The 20,370-nt window shown below is 72.7% G+C and carries 16 protein-coding genes; 7 read left to right on the top strand and 9 right to left on the bottom strand.

Features of this window, described 5'->3' with window-relative positions; all coding sequences use genetic code 11:
- Window positions 1–60: 60 nt before the first annotated feature.
- The 4 genes from ACLJPL_RS16390 (at window position 61) to ACLJPL_RS16375 (ending at window position 5,125) form a co-directional block, all read left to right on the top strand.
- A complete protein-coding gene (locus tag ACLJPL_RS16390; RefSeq protein ID WP_411081573.1) occupies window positions 61–972 on the top strand; it encodes an NTP transferase domain-containing protein in 912 nt (303 codons plus the stop codon).
- Window positions 969–2,930 (top strand): molybdopterin-binding protein, encoded by a 1,962-nt coding sequence (locus tag ACLJPL_RS16385; protein ID WP_411081572.1) that lies wholly within the window; start codon window positions 969–971, stop codon window positions 2,928–2,930. Before ACLJPL_RS16390 ends, ACLJPL_RS16385 begins: the two co-directional genes overlap by 4 nt.
- Window positions 2,888–4,042, top strand: coding sequence for a potassium channel family protein (locus ACLJPL_RS16380; RefSeq protein ID WP_411081571.1), 1,155 nt, complete (start codon window positions 2,888–2,890; stop codon window positions 4,040–4,042). The genes ACLJPL_RS16385 and ACLJPL_RS16380 overlap by 43 nt, the downstream gene beginning before the upstream one ends.
- A gap of 87 nt (window positions 4,043–4,129) precedes the next feature.
- Window positions 4,130–5,125 carry an NAD(P)H-quinone oxidoreductase gene (locus ACLJPL_RS16375; protein WP_411081570.1) on the top strand — a complete coding sequence of 332 codons (996 nt, stop codon included), beginning with the start codon at window positions 4,130–4,132 and terminating at the stop codon, window positions 5,123–5,125.
- A gap of 190 nt (window positions 5,126–5,315) precedes the next feature.
- On the opposite strand, the gene ACLJPL_RS16370 is transcribed toward ACLJPL_RS16375, so the two are convergent.
- The 6 genes from ACLJPL_RS16370 to ACLJPL_RS16345 form a co-directional block, all read right to left on the bottom strand.
- A complete protein-coding gene (locus ACLJPL_RS16370) occupies window positions 5,316–5,864 on the bottom strand; it encodes a bacterial proteasome activator family protein (protein ID WP_411081569.1) in 549 nt (182 codons plus the stop codon).
- Between the two features lie 149 nt (window positions 5,865–6,013).
- Complete coding sequence (locus ACLJPL_RS16365; protein ID WP_411081568.1) at window positions 6,014–8,878, bottom strand: FtsX-like permease family protein; 2,865 nt, start codon at window positions 8,876–8,878, stop codon at window positions 6,014–6,016.
- Window positions 8,875–9,744, bottom strand: a complete 870-nt coding sequence (locus tag ACLJPL_RS16360) for an ABC transporter ATP-binding protein (RefSeq protein WP_411081567.1) — start codon at window positions 9,742–9,744, stop codon at window positions 8,875–8,877. Before ACLJPL_RS16360 ends, ACLJPL_RS16365 begins: the two co-directional genes overlap by 4 nt.
- A 178-nt stretch (window positions 9,745–9,922) precedes the next feature.
- Window positions 9,923–10,546, bottom strand: a complete 624-nt coding sequence (locus ACLJPL_RS16355; protein WP_411081566.1) for a PadR family transcriptional regulator — start codon at window positions 10,544–10,546, stop codon at window positions 9,923–9,925.
- 182 nt (window positions 10,547–10,728) lie between these two features.
- Window positions 10,729–11,052, bottom strand: a complete 324-nt coding sequence (locus ACLJPL_RS16350) for a hypothetical protein (protein WP_411081565.1) — start codon at window positions 11,050–11,052, stop codon at window positions 10,729–10,731.
- Between the two features lie 795 nt (window positions 11,053–11,847).
- The gene (locus tag ACLJPL_RS16345) at window positions 11,848–13,485 is read right to left on the bottom strand and encodes a protein kinase domain-containing protein (protein ID WP_411081564.1); all 1,638 of its coding nucleotides are present in this window, start codon (window positions 13,483–13,485) and stop codon (window positions 11,848–11,850) included.
- A 339-nt stretch (window positions 13,486–13,824) separates the two neighbouring features.
- Between ACLJPL_RS16345 and ACLJPL_RS16340 the strand changes: the two genes are divergently transcribed.
- Window positions 13,825–15,441, top strand: coding sequence for a protein kinase domain-containing protein (locus ACLJPL_RS16340; RefSeq protein ID WP_411081563.1), 1,617 nt, complete (start codon window positions 13,825–13,827; stop codon window positions 15,439–15,441).
- Between the two features lie 136 nt (window positions 15,442–15,577).
- Here ACLJPL_RS16340 and ACLJPL_RS16335 read toward each other — a convergent pair whose 3' ends face one another.
- From ACLJPL_RS16335 to ACLJPL_RS16325, 3 genes are all read right to left on the bottom strand, one after another.
- Window positions 15,578–16,609 carry a phosphotransferase enzyme family protein gene (locus tag ACLJPL_RS16335; protein WP_411081777.1) on the bottom strand — a complete coding sequence of 344 codons (1,032 nt, stop codon included), beginning with the start codon at window positions 16,607–16,609 and terminating at the stop codon, window positions 15,578–15,580.
- A 63-nt stretch (window positions 16,610–16,672) separates the two neighbouring features.
- On the bottom strand, window positions 16,673–17,110 hold the full coding sequence (locus tag ACLJPL_RS16330) for a pyridoxamine 5'-phosphate oxidase family protein (RefSeq protein ID WP_411081562.1): 438 nt from the start codon (window positions 17,108–17,110) through the stop codon (window positions 16,673–16,675).
- A 97-nt stretch (window positions 17,111–17,207) separates the two neighbouring features.
- A complete protein-coding gene (locus ACLJPL_RS16325; protein ID WP_411081561.1) occupies window positions 17,208–17,867 on the bottom strand; it encodes a response regulator in 660 nt (219 codons plus the stop codon).
- A 349-nt stretch (window positions 17,868–18,216) separates the two neighbouring features.
- Here ACLJPL_RS16325 and pdhA point away from each other — a divergent pair, with 349 nt between their 5' ends.
- Both pdhA and ACLJPL_RS16315 read left to right on the top strand, forming a co-directional pair.
- Entirely contained in the window at window positions 18,217–19,377 is a 1,161-nt protein-coding gene (gene pdhA, locus ACLJPL_RS16320; protein WP_411081560.1) for a pyruvate dehydrogenase (acetyl-transferring) E1 component subunit alpha, read from the top strand.
- Window positions 19,378–19,379: 2 nt separating this feature from the next.
- Window positions 19,380–20,360: an alpha-ketoacid dehydrogenase subunit beta gene (locus tag ACLJPL_RS16315; protein WP_411081559.1), complete on the top strand. Its 981-nt coding sequence runs from the start codon at window positions 19,380–19,382 to the stop codon at window positions 20,358–20,360.
- The last annotated feature ends 10 nt before the right edge of the window (window positions 20,361–20,370 follow it).

Below are 20,370 nucleotides of genomic sequence, written 5' to 3'. Positions count from 1 at the left end.
CCAGGCCCTGTGGCCACCCCGGAGGGGGCGTCGGCCACCGGTGCCGCCCATACTCGTCGTATGACCGCCTACGACGTGATCGTCCTGGCCGGCGGGGCCGCGAAGCGGCTCGGCGGCGCCGACAAGCCGGCCGTGCGGGTCGGCGGCCGTGCGCTGCTCGACCGCGTCCTGGCAGCCTGCTCCGGTGCGGGCGTCACCGTCGTGGTGGGCGGCCGCAGGCCCACCTCCCGGCCGGTCGCCTGGACGCGGGAAGTCCCGGAGGGCGGCGGCCCGTTGGCGGCGCTCGGGGCGGGGGTGCGGCTGACGAGGGCGGAGCGGGTGCTCGTACTCTCCGCCGACCTTCCGTTCCTGGGACCCGCGACGGTCGGCGCACTGCTCGCCGCGGCCGGTGAGCCGGACCGGGAGGGCGCTCTGTGCACCGACCCCGGCGGCCGCGACCAGCCGCTCGTCGCCGTCTACCGCGCCGAGCCGCTCCGCCGGGAGCTGGCCCTCCTCGCCACCGAGCACGGCAGCCTCGCCGGGCTGCCGCTGCGGTTGCTGACCGGCGAGCTGAACCTCGCGCGGGTCGACGCCGGGCCCCACGCCGCGTTCGACTGCGACACTTGGGACGACATCGCCGCCGCCCGCGCCCGGATCAGGGAGCATGGGGCCGTGCTGGACGAATGGATCACCTCGGTCAAGAACGAACTGGGAATCGAACTCGACGTCGACACCGACGTCCTGCTCGACCTCGCCCGCGACGCCGCCCACGGTGTCGCCCGGCCCGCCGCACCGCTCACGACCTTCCTGGTCGGGTACGCGGCGGCCACCAGGGCGGGCGTCGCCACCGGGCCCGAGGAAGCGGCGGCGGCGGTCGCCGAGGCCGCCCGCAAGGCCACCGCGCTCGCCCTGCGCTGGGAGGCGGAGGCGGCCGAGGAGGCGAAGCGGGGGACCCGGCCGGAGACGAGCGGCGAAGGGGCCGGAACGCCATGACCGGCAGCGACCTGCCCGGCCGGAACAGCACGGCCGACAGCGCCCCCACCGGCCCCGACAGCGCGGCGGCGCGTGCCGCGGCCGAGGAACTGGCCGTCGAACAGGCCCTGGCGCTGGTCGGCGGCCGGAACCGGGCGGACGACCGGGCGCGTAGCGGGGCTGACGACCGACTGCGCGATCGGGCCGACGACCGGGCTGACGGCCGGGCCGACGACCGGGTGCGCGACCGGGCTGACGACCGGCTGCGCGACCGGGCTGACGGCCGTGCGCCGCACGATCAGGTGCCGTACGACCCGCAGCCGCGCGATCAAGTGCCGCACGACCGGGCACCGCGCGGTCAAGTGCCGCCCGGTCCGGTGCCGAGCGAACAAGTGCCGGGCGAACAAGTGCCGGGCGACCAGGGACCGCCCGACCGGACACCGCCCGACCGGACACCGCCCGACCGGACCCCACGCGACCGGACCCCGCGCGACCGGACCCCGCCCGACCGGACCCCGCGCGACCAGGAGCCTCACGACCCGGCACCGCGCGACCAGAGCCCCGGTGAGCCCGCCCGCGCGGCGGGTGCCCCGCGCTCTTCCTCGTACCCGACCCCCTCCCCGTACGCGACGCCCCCGGCCCACGTCCCCGCCTCAACCGCTCCCGGCTCCCCCGCCCCGGACCTCCCCTGCCTCTCCTGGGACCGTGCGCGGGCCGTCGCCGCGCGGGCCGGGCGGGGTGGGCCGTTCGCCGTCGTCCGGCTGCCGCTCGACCGGGCCCTGGGCCACGTACTCGCCGAGCCCCTCGGAGCCCTCACCGACCTGCCGTCCTTCGACACCTCCGCCATGGACGGCTGGGCGGTCGCAGGACCGGGCCCCTGGACGTACGACGAGGGCACGGGTCTCCTCGCCGGAGCCGGAGCCGGAGCCGGAGCCGGAGCCGGAGCCCGAGCACGGTCAAGGGCAGGCGCGGACGACGGCCCCTCCACCCCCGCGCTTCCCGATGGGGCCGCCGTACGGATCGCCACCGGAGCCCGTATCCCGGCCGACGCCACGGCGGTCATCCGCAGCGAGCACGCCCGCGCCGACGAGGCCAGAGGGCTGCTGCACGCACTGCGGCCCGTCGCCACCGGGCAGGACATCCGCCCCCGGGGCCAGGAGTGCCGCTCCGGCGACCGGCTGGTTCCGGCCGGCACGGTCGTCACCCCGGCCGTGCTCGGGCTGGCGGCCGCCGCCGGGTACGACGCCCTGCCCGCCGTCCCCCGCCCCCGCGTCGACGTCCTCGTACTCGGTGACGAACTCCTCGCCGCGGGCCTCCCGCACGACGGCCTCATCCGCGACGCCCTCGGCCCCATGCTCGGCCCCTGGCTGCGGGCCCTGGGCGCCGAGGTCTCCGCGCCCCGCCGCCTCGGGGACGACGCCGATGCGCTGCGCGAGGCCCTCACCGCATCCGACGCCGACGTGATCATCACCACCGGAGGGACCGCCTCCGGCCCGGTCGACCATGTCCATCCGGTCCTGGCCGGCCTCGGCGCGGAGCTGCTCGTGGACGGCGTCGCGGTACGCCCCGGCCACCCCATGCTGCTGGCGCGGCTCTCCCCGGACGGGCCCTGCCTGGTCGGGTTGCCCGGCAACCCGCTCGCCGCCGTGTCCGGCCTGCTGACCCTCGCCGAACCGCTCATCGCCGGGCTCGCGGGCCGCCCGGCCCAGGACGCGTACCGGACCCTCGTCCACGCCGATGTGCAGGGCCATCCGCATGACACCCGGCTCGTCCCCGTGGTCCACCGCGCGGGCCGGGCGGGCGGCCGGGACCATGTGGAGCCGTTGCGCTACAACGGTCCCGCCATGCTGCGGGGGATCGCGGCGGCGGACGGGCTGGCCGTCGTGGAGCCCGGCGGGGTACGGTCCGGCACCGAGGTGGAGATTCTGGATCTCCCATGGGCCCCGGCGACGCCGTGGACGGAGGGGTGTTTCACGTGAAACTTCCCGGCCAGGACGCGATGGCCAGGCGGGCGGAGGAACATTTCGCGACGACGCGGGTGATGCTCCCCCGCCGGGTCGTCCATGGTCCGGCGCGGCAGGTCGGCAAGCGGCTGCTGATGGCGCTTTTCGTGCTGGCCGCGACCGTGCTGATCGTCTGGCTCGACCGCGCGGGCTACAACGACAACGCCGACGGCAAGGTCGATCTGCTGGACGCGGTCTACTACGCGACGGTCACCCTCTCGACCACCGGATACGGCGACATCACCCCGTACAGCGCCGGAGCCCGGCTGATCAATGTGGTGCTCGTGACACCGCTGCGCGTGATGTTCCTGATCATCCTGGTCGGCACCACTCTCGAAGTCCTCACGGAACGGACCCGCGAGGACTTCCGGCTGAAGCGTTGGAGATCCAACTTGCGTGACCACACCGTCGTCGTCGGCTTCGGCACCAAGGGCCGTTCGGCGATCCAGACCCTTTGCGCCACCGGCCTGCCCAAGGAGCAGATCGTCATCGTCGATCCGGCCTCCAAGGTGATCGAGGCCGCCAACGCCGAAGGCTTCACCGGCGTGCTCGGCGACGCCACCCGCAGTGACGTGCTCCTGCGGGCCGAGCTCCAGAAGGCGCGTCAGGTCATCATCGCCACCCAGCGCGACGACACCGCCGTCCTCGTGGCGCTGACCGCGCGTCAGCTGAACCGGGGGGCGAAGATCGTGGCGGCGGTCCGCGAGGAGGAGAACGCGCCGCTGCTGCGGCAGTCCGGCGCCGACGCGGTGATCACCAGCGCCAGCGCCGCCGGACGGCTGCTCGGCCTCTCCGTCCTCAGCCCGAGCGCGGGCACGGTGATGGAAGACCTGATCCAGCAGGGCAGCGGCCTCGATCTCGTCGAACGGCCGGTGATAAAGGCCGAGGTGGGCAAGAGCGTCCGGGAGACCGACGACCTGGTGGTCAGCGTGCTGCGCGGGCACCGGCTGCTCGGTTACGACGACCCGGCGGCCAGTCCGTTGCAGCTGACGGACCGGGTCATCACCATCGTGCGCGCCAGCCCGCCGACCGGCTCCGGCCCCTCGGGCCCCTCCCTGCCCCACCTGCCGCCGCACCACCGCCCCTGAACCCGGGGAAAGCGGGCGGCCGGCGGGCAGCGCACCGGACGGTGGTGCGAAGCGCATCCCGGCAGCGGCGGGAGTAGCCTCGCGCCCATGTATGCGATCACGATCCCCGAACCCGGTGGCCCCGAGGCGCTCGTCTGGGCCGAGGCGCCCGATCCCGTACCCGGCGACGGCGAGGTCCTCGTCGAGGTCGTCTCCAGTGCCGTCAACCGGGCCGACGTCCTCCAGCGGCAGGGCTTCTACAACCCGCCGGCCGGCTCCTCCCCCTACCCCGGCCTGGAGTGCGCGGGCCGGATCGCGGCGCTCGGGCCGGGGGTGACCGGCTGGGCGGTCGGCGACGAGGTGTGCGCGCTGCTGGTGGGCGGCGGTTACGCGGAGAAGGTCGCCGTACCGGTGGGCCAGCTCCTCCCCGTACCGGACGGCGTCGGTCTGACGGAGGCGGCCGCGCTGCCCGAGGTGACCGCGACAGTCTGGTCGAACGTGTTCCTGATCGCGCACCTGCGCCCGGGCGAGACCCTCCTCGTCCACGGCGGCTCCAGCGGTATCGGCACGATGGCGATCCAGCTGGCGAAGGCGGTCGGCGCCCGGGTGGCGGTCACGGCGGGCAGCCCGCAGAAGCTCGCCGAGTGCGCAGCCCTCGGCGCCGACATCCTCATCGACTACCGCGAGCAGGACTTCGTGGAGGAGCTGGCGAAGGCGACCGACGGGGCGGGGGCCGACGTCATCCTGGACATCGTCGGCGCCAAGTACCTGGACCGGAACGTGCGGGCGCTCGCCGTCAACGGCCGCCTGGCGATCATCGGCCTCCAGGGCGGCGTCAAGGGCGAGCTGAACCTCGGGGCCCTGCTGAACAAGCGGGCCGCCGTCACCGCGACCTCCCTGCGGGGCCGCCCGCTCGCCGAGAAGACCGCCATCATCGCCGCCGTACGCGAGCACGTGTGGCCGCTGATCGCCGAGGGAGTGGTCCGGCCCGTCGTGGACCGTACGGTGCCGATGGAGGACGCCGCCGAGGCGCACCGGGTGCTGGAATCCAGCGCCCACGTCGGCAAGGTGCTGCTGCTCGCACCGGGCGCGCAGACCGGCTGATCGCCACGGCGGCCGACCGGGCGCGGGCACCGGCTGATCGTCCACGGCGGCGGACCGGGCGCGGGCACCGGCTGATCGTCCCTTGCTCGCACACCGGCTGATCGCCCACGGCGGCGGGGCCCGGCGCACACACCGTGTGCGCCGGGCCCCGCCGGTTCGTTCGCTCGATCGCTCGCTCGGTCGGATACGGCTACAGGTACGGGCCCGAACGGATCGGCCCGTGCGGATCCCCGCCGCCTTCCTCGTCCTCGTGCGCCATCCCGGGCGGCAGCGCGCGGCGCATCTGCTCCAGCTGGGCGCGGGCCGCCATCTGCTGGGCGAACAGCGCCGTCTGGATGCCGTGGAAGAGGCCCTCCAGCCAGCCCACCAGCTGGGCCTGGGCGATTCGGAGCTCGGCCTCGGAGGGCACCGACTCCTCGGTGAACGGCAGCGAGAGCCGCTCCAGCTCCTCCACCAGCTCCGGCGCGAGACCGTCCTCCAGCTCCTTCACGGAGCTGGCGTGGATCTCCTTGAGCCGGACCCGGCTCGCCTCGTCGAGAGGGGCCGCCCTGACCTCCTCCAGAAGCTGCTTGATCATGCTGCCGATGCGCATGACTTTCGCGGGCTGTTCGACCATTTCCGTCACCGGGACCTCGCGCGACTCGTCGCCACTGGCACCGCCGCCGATAGCCATTCCGTCCTGGCCCACGACAAGGACCTGCGGGTGCTCCTGCGACCGGTCATTCCTCGGCATTTCCATGCCGCCATTGTCTCGCACACATGCCGTACACCACGTTGGTGCCCCCGGAAACGGATGATCCACCGTTTCCGGGGGCACCGGAAGTGTCCCGAGGACGCCGGAAACACCCCGGGGCGGTCGGCATCGCCCCGGGGCGCCGGAATCGGACCTCACCCCGCGCGTCGGGCCAGCTTCAGCCGGGAGCTGGTGAGGGCGGCGGCCAGCAGCCCGGCCAGCACGGGGACGATCACGGCCAGCAGTGCGATGGTCCCCCACGGCATCACGATCGGGGTGTACGCCGATTGCATCGGGTCGGCCCGCATGGTCGCCATGGCATCGCGCAGGTCGGTCAGCCGCAGGGCGACCGCGGGCACGATCCCCGCCGCCGTCCCCAGCAGCACGCCCGTCAGCGCGACGACCAGGCACTGGAAACCGGAGAGCGAGCGCCGCACGCCCGGGGGCGCGCCCACCGCGCTGAGCGTGGTGAGATCGGCCTCCGCGTCGGCCTTGGCGAGTCCGGTCGTGATGGCCGCCGCACCGAGCGTCACGATCCCGGCGAACAGGGCGAGGACCAGCAGGATCAGCTCATCGTCCCCCTGCCGCATGTCGTTCGCGGTCATCACATACGTGTTGTCGCCGGCCTGTGAGAGCGCCGCGTCGACCGCCTGCCGCTCGGTGTCCGTCGGCTCACGGTTGAGCGTGTAGATGCTGCCGTAGTCCTCGGAGTGCAGGCCGAGCCGTTCCACGGCCTGCTTCGGCATGATCATCCGGATGCTCGGGGTCGACGCGTAGCTGTCCGGCGCGACGTAGACCTTCAGCCGGTCCACGGTGGTGCGGGTCTTGCCGGGGTGCAGGGCGCGGTTCTTCTTGTCCTTGTCGTTGTAGGCGTGGACGGCCTTGAGGGTGACCTCGCCGTTCTTCGCGTACGCCGAGTTGAGCAGGACGGGCGTGCCCGCGGCCAGGGCCTTCGCCGCAGCCGGGTCGTCGAGTTTCACGTACGACGTGAGCAGGGCGGCGTCCCCGACGATGATCTTGTCGCTGCTGCCGAAGGACGTCATGGTGTAGTTCACGTCCATGCAGGCGGGGGACTTCATCACCCGCTTGTGCTCCTCGGCCGAGATCCGCAGGGCGAGTTCCTTGGCCCCCTTGCCCTGTAGAGGACAGGAATGGGCCTTGCCGGTGGGCTTGATGAGTTCGAGGGTTCCGCAGCCGTTCTCCTCGTCGTAGACGTACACGGTGCAGTCGCTGCCCGCCCAGACCCGTCCGAGTTCGGCGCGGCCCCCCTTGACGGGGAGGATCCGCTCGACGGCCGCCCGTGCGCGGGGGAGTTCCGCCTTTTCCGTGATGTCGAACGACGTCAGCGCGGCGGTGCCCTCGGTGAGGTTCTGCTCGTGGTCGTACGCGTGCTCGGCGAAGCTGCTGCTGGTGTACGTGGCGATGGCGACGCTGCCCGCGACGGCCGCCATGATCGCGGCGACGGCGGGGGCGGTACGGCCCCGGTTGCGGGCCGCGTCCCGCAGGGCGATGCGCGGCGTCAGCGGGAGCCGCCGGCCGAGCCGGCCGAGGAAGCCGACGATCACGGGGATGCAGCCGAGGAGGCCCAGTTCGGCCAGGACGGAACCGCCCGCGACCAGAAGGGTGTTGCCGTTGACGCCCCCGAAGACGGCGAGGGCGATGCCGGCCGCGAGCGCGGCGGAGCCGATGATCGGTAGCACCCGGGAGCCGCGGCGGGTGCCTCGGTGCCCGGTGAGCGACTCCAGGATGGACTGGCGGCCCGCCATGATCGCCGGGGCGAGTGCGGCGAGGACGCCGGTTCCCAGGCCGAGCACGGCGATGCCGAGGATCTCCCAGGGGTTGACGGTCAGTTCGCCGAAGCGGCTGCCGGTGAAGTCCTCGATCATCGGGCGGAAGAGGACGGTGAGACCGAAACCCGCGCCGACCCCGACGACGGCCCCGGACCCGCCGAGCACCGCGCCGCCCGCGAGCACCACGGCCCGGACCTGGGCGCGGGTGCCGCCGCACGAACCGACCAGGCCCAGCTGCCGCCGGGAGCGGCGGGCGCCCACGGCGAACGCCGGCCCGGCCAGCAGCACGATCTCCAGCATGGCCATGGCCACCACGGTGAGGGCCGCCGCGGTCATCTCGGCGTTGCTGTTCCCGCCGCTCCAGCCGTTCATCTGCGCGGCCATGGGGATGTCGGAGTCGGGCGGCGGGTTCAGCACGACCTGGCGGGATGTGACGATCACGCCCTTCTCGTTGGCGGCGAGGACGTCCGACCACGTCACGCCCGCCCCGGACGGGCCCTTCACCAGCCACTCCACGCCGCCGGCCTGGGGCGGCGCGATCTCCTCGTCGCGGTCCGCGGTCTTCCGCCACGGGGCGATGACCGCCCCGGGCACGGCGAACAGGGAGGCGGCATCCAGCTCGGCGGGCAGCTCCACGGCGCCGGTGAGGGTGTAGTGCTGCTGCGGGCCGCGCACGGTGACCCGGTCGCCGATGGACAGCCCGGACGCCTCGATGAACGCCTCGGTCGCCGCGATCTCGTCCTTGGCCTGCGGGAACGCGCCATCGGTCAGTTCGATCCGGCCGCGCAGCAGCGGGTCCGCGATGCGCAGCTCGGTGATCTGGGTGTCCGCGATGCCGTGACGGGTCGTCACGGAGGCGGGCGCGCTCCGCTGGGTGAGGTACCGCGAGCCCTCGGGGAAGGTCGCCGGTACGTCGACGGGCCGCTGGTCCTCGCCGGGATACGTCTCCGCGGCGTCCTCGGGCGTCCCCCAGATGACGCCGTCCGGCATCTGCTCCAGCCGGACCGGCCCCATCCCCTCACTCCTGAACAGGGCGTCGGCCGCTCCCAGTTTCGCCGTCAGCTCCTCAGCCACGGTGGGTTTGGCGCTGCGGTACGTCAGGTCGGCGGCGGTGACGCCGAGGACGGGCAGGGCGATCATCGCGACGACCAGGGCGCTGCGGCCCTTGGACCGCAGGGCGTCGCGTCTGGCGATGCGGAAGGCGGCGCGCCATCCGGAGAGAACGCTCACTTGGCGGCCTCGGAGGTTCCCGCAGCACCGGCTGCTCCGGCTGCTCCGATCCCGGAGGCTCCGGTTCCGGCGGTTCCACCGGCTCCGGCTCCTGCCGCGGCGGCGAGCAGGGAGTCGGCTCCGGTGCTCAGCGTCTGGTCGACGATCGAACCGTCCCGGAGGAAGACGACCCGGTCGGCCCAGGCCGCGTACCGGGGCTCATGGGTCACCATCACCCCGGCCGCGCCCTGGTCGCAGCGGGTGCGCAGGAGGGCGAGGACGGCCTCGCCGGTCTCGGAGTCGAGCGCTCCGGTCGGTTCGTCGGCGAGCACGAGACGCCGGTCGCCGACGAGGGCGCGGGCGATGGCGACGCGCTGCTGCTGGCCGCCGGACATCTCGTCAGGGAAGCGGTCGGCTATCTCGGTCAGCTTCATCTCCGCCAGTGCGGCGAGGGCCTCTTTCCGGGCCTTGCGCACGGAGACGCCGTCGAGTTCGCGGGGCAGCGCGATGTTCTCGGCCGCGGTCAGGGCCGGGATGAGGTTGTAGTCCTGGAAGACGTACCCGACGCTGCGGCGGCGGAGCGCGGCGACGCCCTTGGGGCCGAGGGCGGCGATGTCCCGGCCCTCGATGACGACCTGGCCGCTCGTGGCGGTGTCGAGGCCGCCGGCCAGCGTCAGCAGGGTGGACTTGCCGGAGCCGGAGGGCCCCATCACGGCGACCAGCTCCCCCGGGTACACGGCGAGGTTGATGCCGCGCAGGGCGTGCACCTCGGCGATGCCGGAGCCGTGGGTACGGGTCAGGGCCCGCAGTTCGAGTACGGGGTCGCCGGCGGGTGTTCCGGGGGGCGCTCCCGGGGACTGCGAGGGCGGCGTGGCGGATGAGGACATGGTCGGTGGTTCCCCCTGGAAGCGTGGTGTGGTTCAGGTACGAGAGGTGGTGGCAAGGACGAGAGGTGCGGTGAGCGGGCTGCGGGACGCCGAGTTCAGCGTCGGGCAGCCGGAGAGCCGACAGCCGAGCAGCCAGGCAGGCAACCAGGCAGGAGGGCAGGCGGCGCGCCGGATCGGCTCAGCGCCGGGCCCTCACGCGTCCGGTCAGCGACCGGGCCGCGCCCCGGGTGGCCGCGGGGCCGGGGTCGGCCGTGGGCTCGGTGGCGGCGGCCTCGGCGAGGCGGACGAGTCGCGACTCGCAGTGGTCCAGCCAGCGGGCCTCGGCCTCCGCCTGGAAGATCAGCTGCTCCACCACGAGAAGCCAGGCGACCTCGTCGCGGTTGGCCGGGACGTCGGCGAGGGCCTGGGCCTTGAGCCGGGTGTAGTCCTGCATGGCCTTGAGGGTGTGGTGGCGCTGGGACTGGATGACGTTGCGGATGTCGACGCCCGGTGCTCCCACGGCCATGGCGAGCTTGATGGCCAGCTCGTCGCGGGGCGGGTTGCTGCGGTCCACGGGGGTCTCGAACCAACTGCGCAGCTCGGCCCGGCCGTCGTCGGTGATCGCGTAGAGGTCGTGCCCGGCGTCGTCCGCGCCCTCCTGGACGACCATGCCGTCGCGCTCCAGGCGGCCGAGCGTCGTATAGACCTGGCCGACGTTCAGGGGCCAGGTCGAGCCGGTGCGCGACTCGAACTCGGTACGGAGCTGGGAGCCGTAACGAGGGCCCCGCTCAAGGAGGGCCAGCAGCCCGTGGCGGATCGACATACTGAGTATGTATACCGAGTATGTCGTTCGTGGCAAGTCACCTCGACCGCTCGGCCGCGACCCACGACACCGCACGGTGGGCCCCATGACGCGCTCGGCCGCGACCCATGACGCCGCTCGGCCGCGACCACGACACCACACGGCCGCAACTCGGAACGCCCGGCTCGCGCGACCCGGACCTCTCAGCTCGCGCGGCGCATCCGGAGGCCGAGGAAGCCGAGTCCCAGCCCGACCAGGACGATGCCCGCCCCCAGGGAGACCTGCTGCGCCTGCCGTACGGTCGCGGCGTCCAGCGCCCTCCCGGCCGACGGTCCGGGGTCGCTGAACGCGTCCGGCGGCGGGGTGAAGACCGGCAGGTCGGCGGTGTCCTTACCCGGCCCGTCCGACGCTTCCGGCTCGGCCGGCGTCTCGGCCCGCGCCAGCTCCAAGGGGGTCAGCGAGCGCCCGGGGCGCGGCTTGCCCGCCCCGGCCTCGCGCCCGGCCATCGGGGCGGTCGACCCGGACACCTCGGCGGAAGCGGAACGGGAGGGGGAAGGGGAGGAGGGGCCTTCCGGGTCCTGTCCGCCGTCCCCGTCCCCGTACCCGGCATCCGCGGACAGGGCGCTGCCGCTCCCCGTAACGGGCTCGGCGGCTCCCGGGCCCCCGTCGCCGGACGGCACGGGGAGGGGGACGAGGGACGACGGAAGCGCCGCAACGGGTGACGGCGTCGAAGCGGGCGACGCGCCCGAGGGGGCCGGTGCGGTGGGGGGAGGGGGCGCGGCGGACGCCGTGGCGACGGGGCTCGCGGCCCCGCCGGGCGTCGCGGCGACGGACGGCCCGCCACCCGGCAACGACCCGTGGACGGCCCCGGCGGACGACCCCGACGGCCTCAACGCCGCCCTGCCCGACGACCCCGAAGGCCCTTGCGCCGCAGACGCTGCGGACGACCCCGACGGCCTCAACGCCGCAGACGACCCCGACGCTGCTGACGACCCCGAAGGTCCCAGCGCCGCAGACACCGCCGGCGACCTCAACGACCCCTGCGCCACAGACGCCACAGACGCCACAGACGCCGCAGGCGCCGCCGGAGACCCCAACGGACCCAGCGCCGCCCCGGCCGCTACCAGCAGACAGACCGCGCACCTCGACGACCACACGGCCGGAAGTCCTGGAGCCATGAGATCAGCGTCACATGTGCTCTTCCATCCGGCATCCCGGACGAGCGAGGAGGAGACAACCGGGCATCGGTGGCCTACGAACGGTCCGGAACGGGCCCCAGTGGTCCCGCGACGATCACGCGTTGTCCGGCAACGACCGAACGATCAGGCAGCCCGCCCCGTCGAGACCTTCAGCTCGAAGTGGGCGCCCTGCTCGGGGACCGCCGTCCCCGGCGACGGGAACTGTCCGACGATCTGGCCCTCGGCGTACGTGTTGCCCGGCTCCTCGATCTCCTTGACCGTCCAGCCCGCGGCGGCCGCGCACTCCTTCGCGGAGAGGATGTCCTTGTAGACGAAGCGGGGCGCCTGGACCTTCTGCGGGTCGTTGGAGTCCTCCGTGGCGCTCGTGCACTTCGTGGAATCCATCGTCCGGTTGCGCTCCGGCGGCCGGTAGCCCTCCTCCGTGGAGGTCTCGCTGGTGCCCGGGTCGCCGCCCTTGCCCGCCTCGTCGTCCTTGTTCTGGAGGGCGATGGCGGTGATCAGGCCGCCGATGGCGAGGAGCGCGACGACGATCGAGCCGACGATGACCGGCATGTTCCGGCTGGAGCCGCCGCTGCCTCCGGCCGAACCGGCGACCGTCTGGTGCTGCGGGTTGATCGTGTACGGCGGCGGGGTCTGGTGGGCCAGGGGCCCCGGCGTCGGGTAGCCCTGGCCCGCCTGCGGGTAGCCGTAGCCCGGCGTGGGCGTCGGGGCCGGCTGGTTGTACGGGCCCGGCTGGTGCGGGTGCGGCTGGTACGGCGTCTGGAGGCCCTGCGGCGCGGGAGTCGCCTGGTCGACGGGCGGGAACACCGCCGAGCCGACGCCCGAACCGCTGTTGGCGGGCCCGCCCCCGGCCACGATGGCCGGGGCGCCGGTCTGGCCGCCGGAGGCGTTCAGCACCCGGGCGATCTCGTCCCGCATGGCGGCGGCGCTGGGGAAGCGCTCGTTCGGGTTCTTCTTGAGGGCGCGGGCGACGAGCGCGTCCACCGCCGGGGTGACCGACCGGTTGATGCTGGACGGCGCGGCCGGCTCCTCCTGCACATGCGCGTACGCGATGGCGAGCGCCGAGTCCGCGTCGAACGGGATCCGGCCGGTGAGCAGCTGGAAGAGCATGATGCCGACCGAGTACAGGTCGGAGCGGGCGTCCACCCCGCGGCCGAGGGCCTGCTCGGGGGAGAGGTACTGCGGGGTGCCGACGACCATGCCGGTCTGCGTCATCGAGGTGACGCCGGACTGCATGGCGCGGGCGATGCCGAAGTCCATGACCTTGACGACGCCGCGCTTGGTCATCATCACGTTGCCGGGCTTGATGTCGCGGTGGACCAGGCCCATCTCATGGCTGGTCTCCAGCGCGGCCAGCACGTCCGCCGTCACCTTGAGCGCCTTGTCGGCGGGCATCGCGCCGTACTGCCGGATGTCGGTGGCCAGCACCGAACCGAGCGGCTGCCCCTCGACGTACTCCATGACGATGTAGGGCATCAGCGCGCCGCCGAGCTCGTCCTCGCCGGTGTCGAAGACCGAGACGATGTTGGTGTGCTGGAGCTTGGCGACGGCCTGCGCCTCGCGCCGGAACCGCTCGCGGAAGGACTGCTCGCGGCCCAGCTCGGTGTGCAGGGTCTTGATCGCGACCTGGCGGTCCAGGGCGGAGTCGTAGGCGAGGTAGACGGACGCCATCCCGCCCTCGCCGAGCAGGTCGCGCAACTGGTAGCGGCCGCCCGCCACCGCCCCGCCCGCATAGCGGCCCCGTGCGCCGTCCTGGCTCATGACTTGCATCCCCCTCGGCGGCGCGCTCTGCGCACGCGATGTTTCTGTAGGACGTGATCGCGTGCGACGCGGTTCCGTTCGGCGCGATCCACGCGCCAAGTCTGCCCGAGGGGTCCGACACGTCAAGCCGGGTGCCCGTTCCGTGACCCTCGGCACAAGAAGCGTCTCGGAAGCGTTACAGGAATCGCATGGAATCCGGGTGTAAGGCGCGCGGACCGGTCGGATGATCGGCCTGGACCGGAACCTGGGTGTCCGGCGGAGGCTGTAGCGTGACGTGGCAATGCAGCAAGGCACCGTGAGAACCCGCGGACGCGCGGACAGATACGACGGCGAGGACTGATGGCACCCGATTCCGAAGCAAACGGCGGCGGAGTTTCGGATGGCTCCGACGCCTGGGGAGTCGGCGGCGTCGTCGGTGACGGACGTTACCGGATGACCTACCGGCTCGGCCGGGGCGGCATGGCAGAGGTCTACGCGGCGGAGGACGTCCGGCTCGGACGTACGGTCGCGGTGAAGCTGCTCCGCTCCGACCTCGCCGAGGACCCGGTCTCCAAGGCCCGGTTCACGCGCGAGGCGCAGTCCGTCGCGGGCCTCAACCACCACGCGATCGTCGCCGTGTACGACTCCGGCGAGGACGTCGTGGGCGGCCAGACCGTCCCGTACATCGTGATGGAGCTGGTCGAGGGCCGGACGATCCGCGACCTGCTCCTGACCGCCGAGGCCCCGCCGCCCGAGCAGGCTCTGATCATCGTCTCGGGGGTGCTGGAGGCCCTGGCCTACTCGCACCAGCACGGCATCGTGCACCGCGACATCAAGCCCGCCAACGTGATCATCACGGACTCCGGCGCGGTCAAGGTGATGGACTTCGGCATCGCGCGCGCCCTGCACGGCGCGCAGTCGACGATGACCCAGACCGGCATGGTCATGGGCACGCCGCAGTACCTCTCCCCCGAGCAGGCGCTCGGCAAGGCCGTCGACCACCGCTCCGACCTGTACGCGACCGGCTGCCTGCTCTACGAACTGCTCGCGCTGCGGCCCCCCTTCACCGGCGAGACCCCGCTCTCGGTGGTCTACCAGCACGTCCAGGACATCCCGGTGCAGCCGTCCGAGGTCTCGGACGTGGTGCCGCCGGAGCTGGACGGGATGGTGATGCGCTCGCTGGCGAAGGACCCGGACGACCGGTTCCAGAGCGCCGAGGAGATGCGCGGGCTGGTCCAGTACAGCCTCCAGATGCTCCAGGTGCAGGGCGGTCACACCGGTACGTGGAACACCGGACCGGTCGCGCTGCACGAGGGCGGCCAGACCCCGCCGCACGGAATGACCGGCTCCACGCGGGCCATGGGCCACCCGATGCACGGGGACACCTCGCAGGGCCCGATCCTGCCCCCGTACAACCCGGACGACGGCGGGTACGACGGCGGTCAGCGCGCCGGCGGCCGTCGCGGCAAGATGTGGCTGTTCGCCGTGCTCGCCCTGGTCGCGATCGGCGCCGGAGTCGCCTTCGCCATCAGCGCGTCGAAGGGCGACGACAACGAGAAGCGGCCGGTCACGCCGACCACCTCGACGAGCCCCACCCCCACGAAGTCCTCGCCGGAGCCCTCGGAGGACGAGGAGGAGGAGCCGGAGCAGCCGGGCACGTCCACCGGCGGCCAGACCCAGCCCAACCCGCCGCCGTGGACCCCGCCGCCGACCCAGAGCCGGCCCACGTTCACCCCGTCCCCGACCCCGTCCGCCCCGGACCCCGGCACGTCGGACGGCAACACCAACGAGGGCACCACCGGCGAGCCGAGCGGCGACCCCACCGACCCGACCACCGACCCCGGCACCCCGGGCGGCGGCAACGGCGGCGAGCCCGGCGGGACCGAGGGAGCGAACGGCGGCGCCGGCGGCAACACCGGCACCACCACCGGTTCGGGCGACACGACCGGCCCGGCGGCGGGAGGCACCACCCCGTAGGCCCCGGGGGGCCCAGCCGCCCGCGTCACTCCAGGCACACGCGCCCCCCAGCCGCGCGGGTCACTCCAGGCACACGCGCCCCCCAGCCGCGCGGGTCACTCCAGGCACACGCGCCCCCCCACCACCACCACCCGCGTCACTCCGTGAAGGCCGCGCACACCGCCTCGTACTCACGGGTCCACCACACCGCCAGGGCCGACACCGCGGGGAACTGCGGGTCGGCCCTTCGGTCGTCCAGGCGGTAGCGCCAGCGCAGTATCCAGAAGTCGTTGAGCCGCTCCCACCACACCCGGTGCACGGCGGCGGCCAGTTCGGCCGCGCCCGCCCCCGCCGCCCGCCGGTACGCGCGGGCGTACGCCCGTACCTTCGCGAGGTCCAGCTCCCCGCCCGGCTGCACGAAGAAGATCGCTGCCGCCCGGACCGCCTCCTCGGCGCGCGGCTGCACGCCCAGCCGGTCCCAGTCGACGATGGCGACCGGATCGGCCCCCCGGTAGAGCAGGTTGAGCGGGTGGAAGTCCCCGTGCACCCACCCGGTGGCGGGCCCGTCCGGGGTCGGCGGCCGGCGGTGGGCGTGCCGCTCCAGCAGGGCCCGGCGCTCCACGAGACGGTGCACGGCGAGCTCGTCGAAGGCGTCGCGGGGGGCGTCCCGGGGGCGCTGCCCGCGCGCCACCGCCAGCAGTTCGTCGATCAGCGCGAAGGTGTCGGCGGCGTGCGGACTGCCGTACCCGGCGGGTAAGGACCCCTCAGACGGCTCGGGCCCGCCACCGTTCGGCATGACCTGCTCAAGAGCGGTGTGTACGGCTCCGAGGAGCGTCCCGAGACGTCGCGACTGGTGGGGGGTGAGCTGGGATCCGACCCGGTGCAGTCCGTCGACCCAGGGGTGCAGGGCATAGCAGCGGTCGCCGATCACGGTGACCGTGGCGCCGTCCGCGTCGGCCAGCGGCGGGACGACGGGCACGCCGAGGGAGGCCAGGCGCTGGGTGGCCCGGTGCTGGCGCACGATCGTGGCGCGTTCACCGGTGGCGTCGTCGATGTGCTTCTTGTCGAGGTGGTGCTTGAGGAAGTAGGAACCGCTGGTGGTGGACACGCGGTATCCGTGGTTCAGCAGGCCCTTGGTGATCGGCTCGCAGGCGAGCGGCTCGCCCACGTGCGGGTAGCGGCGCAGCACCTCGCCGACCGGAGGAACTGGTGGGCGGGTTACATATGAGCGCGGCACTTACCAAATGGTAGATCACGCTGCGTGGCGGACAAGCTGACTTGCGTCGAAGTCGAGAGTGTGCTCGGTGACGAAGTGCGGGTCGACCCGGAGGTAGGCCGGAGCGAAGGGTTCCCCGTTGGCCCGGACGGGCGCGGCACCGAAGAGTTCCCGCTGCTCAGGGCAGGGATGGACGATCTCGGCCGGCCCGGTGAACTGCACGGACCACAGGCCGTCGCCCCCACCGTCCGAGGCGGCGTTGTAGTTGTCCGCCCCATAGGCGACGACGCTCCCGTCGCACGCCTCGTGGTAGCCGAAGCCGCTGTGCATCCGCAGCAGGATGCGGCCGTCGCTCACGATGTGCCGGGCCACCGCCAGGAACGGCAGGGCGCGCATGCTGGTGGCGAGCCGGCCGTACGGGACCCGGCGGAGCAGCTCGATCGCCGCGGGGACAGGGGCTTCGTCGGAGGGCATACGGTCCACTGTCCGGCACGTGTAGGGGCCGGGTAAGAGTCCCCGGCCCCTGGTGGCCCGGGACCAAAGTCCCTCGGATCTCTTCGAGGCGGCCGGCTCAGCGGCGCTCGGCCTGGAGTCGGGCGACGTACGCGGCGGCCTGCGAGCGGCGCTCCATGCCCAGCTTGGACAGCAGGCTGGAGACGTAGTTCTTGATCGTCTTCTCCGCGAGGTGCAGCCGCTCCCCGATGACCCGGTTGGTCAGCCCCTCACCGATCAGGTCCAGGATCTTGCGCTCCTGCTCGGTGAGGTTCGCGAGCCGGTCGTCGCCCTTGCCGTTGGCGCCGTTGCGCAGCCGCTCCAGCACCCGGGCGGTCGCCACCGGATCCAGCAGGGATTTCCCGGCGGCGACATCCCGTACGGCATTCAGCAGTTCATCGCCCCGGATCGCCTTCAGCACATAACCCGACGCACCGGCCATGATCGCGTCGAAAAGGGCCTCGTCGTCCGCGAACGAGGTGAGCATCAGGCATTTGATGTTCTCATCCAGCGAACGGACTTCCCGGCACACCTCCACACCGCTGCCGTCCGGCAGCCGCACATCGAGCACCGCCACATCGGGACGCGTCGCCGGGATCCTGACCAGGGCGTCGGCGGCCGTGCCCGCCTCCCCGACCACCTCGATATCGGACTCGACGGAGAGCAGCTCATGGACGCCGCGCCGGACGACCTCGTGATCATCCAGCAGAAATACCGTGATTTTTCCATCTTCGCGCACGGTCGCAGTCTCACACACTCGCCTCCTCTCCGCTCTTCCCTGGCGCTGTTCCGCGGGATAACGTGCCGTTGTTCCGGCGGCCTGCAAGGCTGTTCCCAGTGCTGTGACCAGCAGAGCTTCGCGATTTTTTCGATTTACTTGGAAATCCAAGCAAAATCGCAGGTCAGATAGGGTTTCGCAGTTATGCGATGCACTGGGTAACGTGCCTATGACAGGGCGCTCGCCGGGGCACCTGTCACGCCTGTATCCCGGCTGAGCGGCACCCACCCCGTGCACGGGTCCGGACACAGGCGAGCCGCACTGGTCTCCCGGCAGACCCCGGGGGCCGGACCGACGGAGGAGCACGCACGTGACCGTGGAGAGCACTGCCGCCGCGCGTAAACCGCGACGCAGCAGCAAGCGGACCAGCGCCGCGAAGACGCCACAGAGTTCCGAGCCCCAGCTCGTGCAGCTGCTGACGCCCGAGGGCGAGCGCGTCGAGCACCCGGACTACAGCATCGACCTGAGCGCGGACGAGCTGCGCGGTCTGTACCGCGACATGGTCCTCACCCGCCGCTTCGACGCCGAGGCGACCGCCCTCCAGCGTCAGGGCGAGCTGGGCCTCTGGGCCTCGCTGCTGGGCCAGGAGGCCGCGCAGATCGGCAGCGGCCGGGCGCTGAACGATGACGACTACGTCTTCCCGACCTACCGCGAGCACGGCGTCGCCTGGTGCCGCGGGGTCGACCCCACCAACCTGCTGGGCATGTTCCGCGGGGTGAACCACGGTGGCTGGGACCCGACGACCAACAACTTCCACCTGTACACGATCGTCATCGGCTCGCAGACCCTGCACGCCACCGGCTACGCCATGGGCGTCGCCAAGGACGGCGCGGACTCGGCCGTGATCGCGTACTTCGGTGACGGGGCCTCCAGCCAGGGCGACGTCGCGGAGTCCTTCACCTTCTCCGCGGTCTACAACGCCCCGGTCGTGTTCTTCTGCCAGAACAACCAGTGGGCCATCTCCGAGCCCACCGAGCGCCAGACCCGCGTGCCGCTCTACCAGCGCGCGCAGGGGTACGGCTTCCCCGGCGTCCGCGTCGACGGCAACGACGTACTGGCGTGTCTGGCGGTCACCCGCTCCGCGCTGGAGCGCGCCCGCCGGGGCGAGGGGCCGACGCTGGTCGAGGCGTTCACGTACCGCATGGGCGCGCACACCACCTCCGACGACCCGACGAAGTACCGGGCCGACGAGGAGCGGGCCGCCTGGGAGGCCAAGGACCCGATCCTGCGGCTGCGCACCTACCTGGCGAAGGAGGAGCTGGCCGACGACGCCTTCTTCACCGCGCTGGAGGAGGAGAGCGAGACCCTCGGCAGGCGGGTGCGCGAGGCGGTTCGTGCGATGCCCGACCCGGAGCCGATGTCCCTGTTCGAACATGGTTACGCGGACGGCAGCTCCCTCGTCGACGAGGAGCGGGCCCAGTTCTCCGCCTACCAGGCATCGTTCGCAGACTCCGCCGAGGAGGGCAAGTAGCCATGGCAGTGGAAAAGATGTCCATCGCGAAAGCGCTCAACGAGTCGCTGCGCCTGGCCCTCGACACCGACCCCAAGGTCCTGATCATGGGCGAGGACGTCGGAAAGCTCGGCGGCGTCTTCCGCATCACGGACGGACTCCAGAAGGACTTCGGCGAGGAGCGGGTGATCGACACCCCGCTCGCGGAGTCCGGCATCGTCGGCACCGCGATCGGCCTGGCCCTGCGCGGCTACCGCCCGATCGTGGAGATCCAGTTCGACGGCTTCGTCTTCCCCGCGTACGACCAGATCGTCACGCAGCTCGCGAAGATGCACGCCCGCGCGCTCGGCAAGATCAAGCTCCCGGTCGTCGTCCGTATCCCGTACGGCGGTGGCATCGGCGCGGTCGAGCACCACAGCGAGTCCCCCGAGGCGCTGTTCGCGCACGTCGCGGGCCTGAAGGTGGTCTCGCCGTCCAACGCGAGCGACGCCTACTGGATGATGCAGCAGGCCGTCCAGAGCGATGACCCGATCATCTTCTTCGAGCCCAAGCGGCGTTACTGGGACAAGGGCGAGGTCGACACCCAGTCCATCCCCGGCCCGCTGCACAGGGCCGTGACCGTCCGCGAGGGCGGCGACCTGACGCTCGTCGCGTACGGGCCGATGGTGAAGGTCTGCCTGGAGGCGGCCGCGGCCGCCCAGGAGGAGGGCAAGTCGATCGAGGTCCTGGACCTGCGCTCGATGTCCCCGATCGACTTCGACGCCATCCAGACGTCGGTCGAGAAGACCGGCCGGCTCGTGGTCGTCCACGAGGCGCCCGTCTTCTACGGCTCCGGCGCGGAGATCGCCGCCCGCATCACCGAACGCAGCTTCTACCACCTCGAAGCGCCGGTGCTCAGGGTCGGCGGCTACCACGTGCCCTACCCGCCGGCCCGGCTGGAGGACGAGTACCTGCCCGGCCTGGACCGGGTGCTCGACGCCGTCGACCGCTCGCTTGCGTACTGAGAAGAGAGGG

Source organism: Streptomyces sp. cmx-18-6 (genome assembly GCF_046548915.1).
Classification (GTDB): Bacteria; Actinomycetota; Actinomycetes; order Streptomycetales; family Streptomycetaceae; genus Streptomyces.
This window is presented reverse-complemented; position numbering and strand designations above follow the sequence as displayed.